The organism is Nonomuraea sp. NPDC049784, assembly GCF_040659615.1.
In the GTDB taxonomy this organism is placed as follows: Bacteria; Actinomycetota; Actinomycetes; order Streptosporangiales; family Streptosporangiaceae; genus Nonomuraea.
This window is the reverse complement of sequence record NZ_JBFAMX010000484.1, coordinates 1-7991: the sequence shown is the minus strand read 5'-3', so window position 1 is coordinate 7991 and position 7991 is coordinate 1. Positions and strand designations below refer to the sequence as shown.

Sequence of the window (7991 nt, the reverse complement as noted above, 5' to 3'; positions counted from 1 at the left end):
GGCCAGGCGCGGCATGCGGCTGGCGGCCGAGCTGGGCCTGCCGCTGATCACGGTGATCGACACGGCCGGGGCCGACCTGTCCAAGGCGGCCGAAGAGGGCGGGCTGGCCGCCAAGATCGCCCGCTGCCTGGCCGAGCTGGTCATGCTCGACGCGCCGACCGTGTGCCTGCTGCTCGGCGAGGGCGCCGGCGGCGCGGCGCTCGCGTTGCTGCCCGCCGACCGGGTGCTGTGCGCGCAGCACGCCTGGCTGTCGCCGCTGCCGCCGGAGGGCGCCTCGGCCATCCTCTACCGCTCGGTCGACTTCGCGCCCGAGATCGCCCAGGCACAGCGCATCCGCGCCACCGATCTGCGGCAGGACGGCATCGTGGACCGGGTCATTCCGGAAATGCCGGACGCCGCGTACGAGCCGCGGCAGTTCTGCGAGCGGGTGGGGCGGGCGCTGGAGTACGAGATCGCGCGACTCCTGGAGCTGAGCCCGGCGGACCGTTTCGCGGCCCGCCAGGCCCGTTTCCGCCGTCTCGGCACTCAGTAGGGGAACCGCCCCGGCCGGTAGGTCCACATCACATGGCCGTCGGCGTCGTACCCCGTGAACCGCATACCCGGCCAGCTGATCCCCTGCTTGCCCTCCTTCTCAGGGACGGCCCCGGTGAACAACATCACGCCCTGCCCCCACGGGTCCGGGACGGTCTCGACGGTGGCGGTGGCGGTGCCGCCGCCCTTCAGCGTGACGGTGACCTTGGCCGTGCCGGGGAGCGTGAAGCCGTACCAGTCGGTCTTCTCCTGCCCCCACTGCAGCGGCCGCTCCGGCGCGAGCATGGTGCTCAGCTTCCCGCCGGGGATGGGCTCGTACGCGCCGGGCAACTCCTTGGCCCCCTTCCAGAACCGGACGCAGTTGTCCATGACCAGCGTGGCCGTGATGCCCCTGGGCAGGGCGTGGCCGCGCCCCTGCAGGGCCTTGGCCTCCCAGCAGTCGTACGAGGTGCGGTAGACGGTTTCCAGCTGCCTGCCCTTGACCTTGAAGACGTGGGCGGCGACGTCGGTGCCGTACGGGTACTTGACGTACCAGACGCGGGCGGGGGCACCGGGGGCGGACACGAACGTGCCGTGGATGCGCCGCCCGTCCCTGAGCACCGCGTCAACCGACTCCCACTCGGGCTGGGCCGTGCCATAGGAGACGGTCGCGCCCGGTTCGGGCAGGAAACTGTCCACGGAACCGTTGCTGAAGCTGTTCGGGTCGTCGAAGGAGGCGCTGCCGCAGCCGCCGCCCTTGCGTCCGTCGTACATGACCCCTCCGGAGTTGCAGAGCATGATCTGTCCGCCCCCCTCGCCTTTCGACTTGACGAACCACAGGCGGACAGGGCCGTAGCCGAAGTCCTCCGTGCCGGGAAGGATGATCGTGCCGCCGACCTGATCGCCGTACTTCGGCTCGTGTTGTCGTGGGGACCGGTCCGTGCGCCAGATCTCCTTTCCCACCGCGTCGTAGGCGACCAGTGTGTAAGTCGTGTCCGCGCTCGTTCGCGTGCTGATGGTGAAGAGCCTGAGGCCGAGGTTCCACGGGTCGGGTCTGGTATCCACGGTGACATCGCTCCGCCCGGAGATCGTCATCCGCAGTTTGGCGACGTCGGTCCTCGCGGCGCCCACCAACTGGTCGTCCGTGCGGAAATGGTGCACCGGCGCGTCCTTGAACAGATACTTGCGCTCCAAACTCGTTCTGGAGATGTTCTCGCCCTGGCGCAGCCAGATCAGCGTGCGGCCGGTTTTGGCCTTGTAAGGCGCGACGGTGACGCCTCCCTCCAATTCGACGGCCTTGCCGTCCTGCTGATCGGTGTCGAGCAGGCCCTGGGTCAGGGTGGAGCGCGGGATCTCGTCGTCGGCGCGGCCCGGCTTGCTGAACACCGCCTTCGAGACAGGGTCCTGGGTGGTGTACGTGACCGTCCAGATCTGGAACGGCGCACCCTCAGGGCGCAGCAGCGTGGCCGGGATCTTCGCGCCGCTCTTGGTCACCGCGCCGACCGCCGTGACGTCCTGGTGGGCCACGCCGTAGTCCAGAGCCCTGGCCGCGCCGTCTTTCACCGTGCTGCCCTCGAACCAGCCTCTCCACGAGACGCTCGCATTCAGCATCCCGCCGCAGGCTCCGTACGGATTCGCGTCCGCACGCTCGGTGATGTAACACAGCTCGGGCTGGCCCATGTCGCCCTTGGCGAACCAGAGCCGCAGCGGCTTGCCCTCGGCCGGGTTGTCCACCGTCACCTGCTCGCCGGCGGGCGTCCTGTCGCGCATGAGCTGCCGGTAGACCTCCTCGGGGTCGGTCGCGGTGTTCCTGCCCAGGCCCCCGTTGAGCAGGACAGGAACGAACACGGCCAGCAGCGCCACCGGCAGCGCGGCCAGCAGCCACCGGGCCGGGCGGCGGTGCGGCCTGCGTTCCATGACACGCGCCCAGGCGTGCGGGCCGGCCTCGAAGGTCCGGGCACGGGCGTCGAACGCGGCTCGCAGGCGCTCTTCCAGGTCGTTCACGCGTCCTCCTCCTTCAGCGCCTTGCCCAGGGTCGCCAGCGCCCTGCTCGCGTGGGTCTTCACCGATCCGGGCGAGACGCCCATGGCCTCGGCGATCTCGCGTTCCGACAGATCCAGCCAGTAACGCAGGACGAGGGCCTCGCGCTGGCGGCGCGGCAGGCGGTCCACGGCGGCCAGCAGCTCGCGGTGCTCCTCGGAGACGATGACCGTGTGCTCGCTGCTGCGGGCGGGTTCAGGGGGGTCGGGGCGGCGCAGCCGTACGAGCCTGAGATGTCGCAGGCGGTTACGGGTGAGGTTGCAGACGGTCGCGCGCAGGTAGGCCAGGGCGGCCCCGTCGTCGCGCAGGCGCCTGGTGTGCAGCCGGGCGAACGCCTCCTGGGCGATGTCCTCGGGGTCGTCCGCGCCGAGCAGCCCGGCAAGGCGTACCAGGGAGTGGTACTGGGCCGCGAACAGGTCGGCGAACGACGGCTGCGCCATGGTCGCTGTTTCGGTCACGCCATAGAGACACCTGGAACGGCGGCCGGTTGACTACGGGACCGGAATCCGTTCGACGCGGATCGAGAAGACCTCCTCGCGGGGCACCACGACCTCATAGGCGCCGTGGTCGACCATCCAGTAGCCCAGCGCCTCGGCCTTCATCCCGCTGTGGCCCGTGTAGGCGATGTGCAGCCCGTCGTCGTCCTCGTCCAGCACGATGCAGGGCTCGCCGCCGAACGCCCCCACCGTGCGGATCAGCACCAGCCACTCGACCTGCGGCCTGGCCACCACCCGCCGCCAGTAGCCCGACGCGGGCTCGAAGCCTTCCACCTCGACCTCGCTGAACAGCACCACCTGGTCGCTGTCGGGGCCCAGGGCGGCGGGCAGCGTGAGATCCCCGAAGCGGGCCACGAAGCCGGACGCGACCGGCATGATCTCTTCGCTCATGCGCCCTCCTTCGTCGGTCGCCTGAGCGAAATTCGGCTGTGTCTATTGGTTCGCTCGCTACGCTCGCTCATGCGGCACGCCGCCAGGTCAGCCCGTCGTACTCGGCGAAGGGCCCCTCGCCGTCGGCGGTGACGTGGACGATCTCCGCCCCGGCCGGAATCGGCATCGGAACGGTGTGGAACTGCGGCACCACGTGATCCGACGACGTCGTGAACCCGTTGCCCGCGAACGGAGGCGCGTCGCTCCAGTCGCCACCCATGTGAGGCCCGTACGGCACCGCGTACGTGTCGACGTCGCGGGCGTGCCAGCGCATGACGTAGAGCTCGGGCACCTCAGCGAACAGCTCCGATCCGTCGAACGATAAGTCGAGGCCATGGTAGAGGGATTCAGGCGTGGTCAGCCTGACGCAGTCCTGCACGCGGTAGACGTAACCCGAGATGACCGTGCGCTTGCCCGAGAGGTATGGCACGAGCAGACGCGGCGGGACAACCTTCTGCATCTGCGTTCCGCTCACGGTACTACTTTACGATCTGTTGAAGCTCGGAGGACCCGGTGTTCGAGGCACGGCAGGGTGGCTCTGGCCGCGGCCGTCCATTCGTGGTCGACTCGCACGACCTGCACGCCGGGTGCCGTGCCGAGGTCGGCGCGGATCACGCCCAGCGGATCGACCAGCATGCTGCGGCCCACGCCGAAGCCGTCGGACGACTCGGCCGGGTTCGGAGCCTGGCCGACGGCGGCGGTCCACATCGTGTTCTCCAGCGCCCGGGCCCTGACCAGGGTGACCCAGTGATCCTCCTTGAGCGGCCCCGAGCCCCAGGCGGCGATCACCGCGAACAGCTCGGCGCCCTTGTCCACCAGTGCCCTGGCGAGTTCGGGGAAGCGCACGTCGTAGCAGGTGATGAGGCCGACCTTGAGCCCCGCGAGCTCGACCACGGCCGGCTCCGCGCCGGGCGCGACCAGGTCGGACTCCTTCGCGCCGAACGAGTCGAACAGGTGGATCTTCCGGTACGCCGCCTTCACCGCGCCCTGGGCGTCGATGGCCACGGCCGTGTTGTGCACCCGGCCGTCGCCCGGCTCGAAGACCCCGGCGATCACCGACAGCCCGTGCTCCTTGGCGGACTCGGCCAGGGCGGACACGAACGGGCCGTCCAGCGGTTCGGCCAGGTCCGTGATGCGCCGGCCGTAGCGGGTGAGCGTGGCCTCGGGGAAGATCGCCAGGTCGGCCCCCTCGGCCTTGGCGAGCGCCTCCTGGGCCCGCTTGAGATTCGTGGACGGGTCAGGAGACACCGGGATTTGGCAGAGGGCGATTGTGGTCACGGCCCGACTCTAACCGGTTAGGCACCGGTCGAAACCAGGTCAGGCACCGCCAAATCCACTCAAGGGGCCCGTACCTAAACCTGCTCAGCCACCACCTGCTGAGCAGCACCTGCACGGCCACGGTCACCGCCGCCAGTGCCACCCCCGACCAGCGGGTGGGGTCGGCGTTCAGCAGCGGCGCGGCCAGGACGATCACCGCGGTGCCCGAGACGTAGTTGGTCAGCGCCATCCTGCCCAGCGGCTCCAGCACCGCCGACAACCACGGCCGCAGGACGAGCAGCAACCCCAGCGAGTACGCCGCCGCGCCCGCCAGCGCGGCCACGCTGTAGACGCTCCAGGCGTGCGTGCTCGCCCAGGCGGCCGTCAGCAGCGCGGTGGCCAGCGCCGTGACCGCGAACGAGGGCAGCAGCAGCCATCTCGGCGGTCCCAGCCGATACAGCCCCATGCCCAGCAGGAACAGGCCGGGGATCAGGAACGGCCCGCCGCCCACCAGGAGCCCCCAGGCCAGCACCGCCAGCCCCAGCAGCAGCACCGGCAGGCCGCCCGCCAGGAAGGAGGCGGGCAGCAACACCGCGGCGCCGTAGACGGCGTAGTCGGTCAGCACCTCGCCCTGGTAGAACAGGTGCTGCGCCATCCCGAGGCAGAACAGCCAGAAGAGTCTGCTCAACAGCGCCCAGCGGCTGTTGCCACGCAGGAACAGCACGAAGCTGATGCCGAACAGCAGCGAGAAGATCGGGTAGAACCGGCTCTGGAACAGGGCGTCGATGGTCCAGTCGACCCCGTTGCGGGCTCCTTTGTCGGTGTGCTGCCAGGTGTTGACCAGCATGATCCCGCCCACCGCGAAACCGCGGAGGGCATCGAGCTCACGGATGCGCGTCAAAGGAACCAGGTGAACCACCATACGAGGAATCCGGCGCTGATGACGGCCGCCGTGATCTGCGGCCACCGGCGGTGGCGAAGGAGCGCCGCGGCGGTCAGCACGGCCGAGGCGGCGGCGATCCAGGTGTAGACGGCGACCGTGCCGGGCACGCCGACGGCCAGGGCGGTCTCGTTCCTGCCGGCCAGGGCGTAGACGGACTGGCCGGCCAGTCCGGCGAACGCCACGCCGGTCAGCCCGCCGAAGGCCGCCAGCGCCCTGCCCTTCAGCGCGCCCGCGACGAGCTGGATCAGAGAGGCGAGCGCGAACAGGGCGAAGGGCGCGGCCAGCCACGGGGACTTCGAGATCTGGTACGGGGCTCCGGTCACGTGCAGGTCGCCCGGCCGGATGGCGGTGTCGTCGTCCAGGCAGGGGGAGGCCGTGTTCTTCGCCGGGTCGGTGACGAACTCGAGGATCTTGCGCCGGGCGCAGGCGCTGGTCAGGAAGACGGCGTGGGAGGCTCGGGGGAACTCCTCGAAGCGGGCGTTGGGGAGGGCCTCCGCCGCGGGCCTGGTGGTCCTGGTGGGGGTGGTCGGGTCGTACTGGCCGCCCACCACGTACACGGGGGCCTGGGTGGTGGCGTTGACGGGCGTGGCCTTGGGGAGCTGCCAGGCATCACACACCGCCTTATCCCCATTTATGGTGAAAAGGCGGGATTTGGGAGTGAATGTGTTGAACGGGACCTCGTCCTGGCACTGCACCGCGTGATACAGCCCGAACTCGTGCGACACCAGCCCCTCGCCCACGGCGTCGGCCAGCGGCTGCAGCAGTTCGTCGTGGCCCTTGGCGAGTGCGCCGATCATCGCGGGTGCGACCGCCGCCACGTCCGCCTCGTGCAGCGCCTCGGCCATGATCGTGGCCAGGTCGTCGCCGCTGACACGCGCCGAGAACGCCTTGCCGAGGATCGGGTCGGTCGTGGTCACCTGGGCGGGTTTCGCGTTCAGCCGGGTCGTCGCGGCGTCGAACGCGTCCTTCATGCCGAGCACGGCCGCCGTGTCCGCCAGGTTCCTGCCGGCGTCGTCGTACCAGTTGACGCTCTCCGGCAGGTACGAGTCCAGCACCACCGACCGCGCTCCCTTGGGGTCGGCGGCGGCCACGTCCATCATGACCCTGGTGGAGTAGCTGACGCCGAACAGGTTCCAGGACTCGTACCCGAGTTGCCGACGTAACGCGACGACGTCGGCCGCGATCTCCTTCGTGTTGTATCCCCGCAGGTCGACGCCCTGCTCCCGGAGCCTTGCCCGGCACCGGCCGGCGGCGGCCGCGATGTCGGCGGGCGGCCGTCTGAGCTGCCCCAGCAGCGCCTCGGCCGTCTCGGGGCAGCCCAGCACCGGCTCGGAGTACTTGCTGCCGCGCTGCTCGACCGTCACCACGTCACGATCGGGGAACATCTGGCTCAGAAATCCGGTGAGCTGCATGGACGCCGACGCGGGCCCGCCGCTCATGTACACGACAGGGTCCGGTTTACGGTCCTTGGCGGTCGAGATGTGGACCGCGTACCCCACCTTGATCTTCCTCTCCGGGGCGTCCCTGCGCTCGGGAACCTCGAGGAAAGCGCAGGTCGTACCCGCCGGGACGGAAACCGGGCACGGGGGCGTGTCGCCTCCGTGCGGGGTCATGACGGGGGGAACGGTCAGGGCGAGGGCGAGCACGACCCGGATGATCACGGGTCGAGACTACCGATGAGAAACCTGCGAAGCGGACCGCCCTACGGTCGTCGATCGACGCGACATCAGTGGGCGGTTCGATGAGCAGGTTTCTTGTCGGGCATAGCCTAAGGGTCGTGACCGAACCACTTGTTGCCAGGATGCGCGCCTTCGGCACGACGATTTTCGCGGAGATGAGCGCGCTCGCCGTCGAGACCGGATCGATCAACCTCGGCCAGGGCTTTCCCGACACCGACGGGCCCGCGGCGATGCTCGACCGCGCGGTCCAGGCGATCACGTCGGGCGTGAACCAGTACCCGCCGGGGCCGGGCATGCCGGAGCTGCGCCGGGCGGTCTCGGAGCACCGCGCCGCCCATTACGGCCTCTCGTACGATCCGGTGGGCGAGATCCTGATCACGGTGGGGGCCACGGAGGCCATCGCGGCGGCCGTGCTCGCCCTGTGCGAGCCGGGGGACGAGGTGATCGCCTTCGAGCCGTACTACGACTCCTACGCGGCGTCGATCGCGCTCGCCCAGGCGCGGCTGGTGGCCGTGACGATGCGCCCGGTGGACGGCCGCTTCACGTACGACCCGGACGAGCAGCGCGCCGCGGTCACACCCCCCACCCGCGCCATCCTCGTGAACACGCCGCACAAACCCACGGGGACCGTGTTCA

General features: G+C 70.0%; 9 protein-coding genes. 2 read left to right on the top strand and 7 right to left on the bottom strand.

Going from position 1 to position 7991, the window contains the following annotated elements:
- Positions 1 to 532: carboxyl transferase domain-containing protein (locus tag AB0J09_RS48865; protein ID WP_360707613.1), on the top strand; the 532-nt coding region annotated here is incomplete at its 5' end.
- Here the strand turns inward: AB0J09_RS48865 and AB0J09_RS48860 are convergent.
- The 7 genes from AB0J09_RS48860 to AB0J09_RS48830 form a co-directional block, all read right to left on the bottom strand.
- Positions 526 to 2514: a hypothetical protein gene (locus AB0J09_RS48860; RefSeq protein ID WP_360707610.1), complete on the bottom strand. Its 1989-nt coding sequence runs from the start codon at positions 2512 to 2514 to the stop codon at positions 526 to 528. The genes AB0J09_RS48865 and AB0J09_RS48860 overlap by 7 nt on opposite strands.
- Positions 2511 to 3008: a sigma-70 family RNA polymerase sigma factor gene (locus AB0J09_RS48855; RefSeq protein WP_360707607.1), complete on the bottom strand. Its 498-nt coding sequence runs from the start codon at positions 3006 to 3008 to the stop codon at positions 2511 to 2513. The genes AB0J09_RS48860 and AB0J09_RS48855 overlap by 4 nt, the downstream gene beginning before the upstream one ends.
- A 33-nt stretch (positions 3009 to 3041) precedes the next feature.
- Complete coding sequence (locus AB0J09_RS48850) at positions 3042 to 3437, bottom strand: hypothetical protein (RefSeq protein ID WP_360707604.1); 396 nt, start codon at positions 3435 to 3437, stop codon at positions 3042 to 3044.
- Positions 3438 to 3504: 67 nt separating this feature from the next.
- The gene (locus tag AB0J09_RS48845; RefSeq protein ID WP_360707601.1) at positions 3505 to 3951 is read right to left on the bottom strand and encodes a hypothetical protein; all 447 of its coding nucleotides are present in this window, start codon (positions 3949 to 3951) and stop codon (positions 3505 to 3507) included.
- A complete protein-coding gene (locus AB0J09_RS48840) occupies positions 3948 to 4754 on the bottom strand; it encodes a carbon-nitrogen hydrolase family protein (protein WP_360707598.1) in 807 nt (268 codons plus the stop codon). The genes AB0J09_RS48845 and AB0J09_RS48840 overlap by 4 nt, the downstream gene beginning before the upstream one ends.
- Positions 4714 to 5634 carry a DUF418 domain-containing protein gene (locus tag AB0J09_RS48835; protein ID WP_360707596.1) on the bottom strand — a complete coding sequence of 307 codons (921 nt, stop codon included), beginning with the start codon at positions 5632 to 5634 and terminating at the stop codon, positions 4714 to 4716. The genes AB0J09_RS48840 and AB0J09_RS48835 overlap by 41 nt, the downstream gene beginning before the upstream one ends.
- Positions 5631 to 7337 carry an alpha/beta hydrolase gene (locus AB0J09_RS48830; protein ID WP_360707593.1) on the bottom strand — a complete coding sequence of 569 codons (1707 nt, stop codon included), beginning with the start codon at positions 7335 to 7337 and terminating at the stop codon, positions 5631 to 5633. Before AB0J09_RS48830 ends, AB0J09_RS48835 begins: the two co-directional genes overlap by 4 nt.
- A 116-nt stretch (positions 7338 to 7453) precedes the next feature.
- Between AB0J09_RS48830 and AB0J09_RS48825 the strand changes: the two genes are divergently transcribed.
- Positions 7454 to 7991, top strand: a 538-nt coding sequence (locus AB0J09_RS48825; RefSeq protein WP_360707590.1) for an aminotransferase class I/II-fold pyridoxal phosphate-dependent enzyme, incomplete at its 3' end; no start/stop codon positions are given.

Coding starts and splice junctions, on each gene's coding strand:
- AB0J09_RS48850 (WP_360707604.1), bottom strand. CDS start 3,437: ATGAGCGAAGAGATCATGCCGGTCGCGTCCGGCTTCGTGGCCCGCTTC.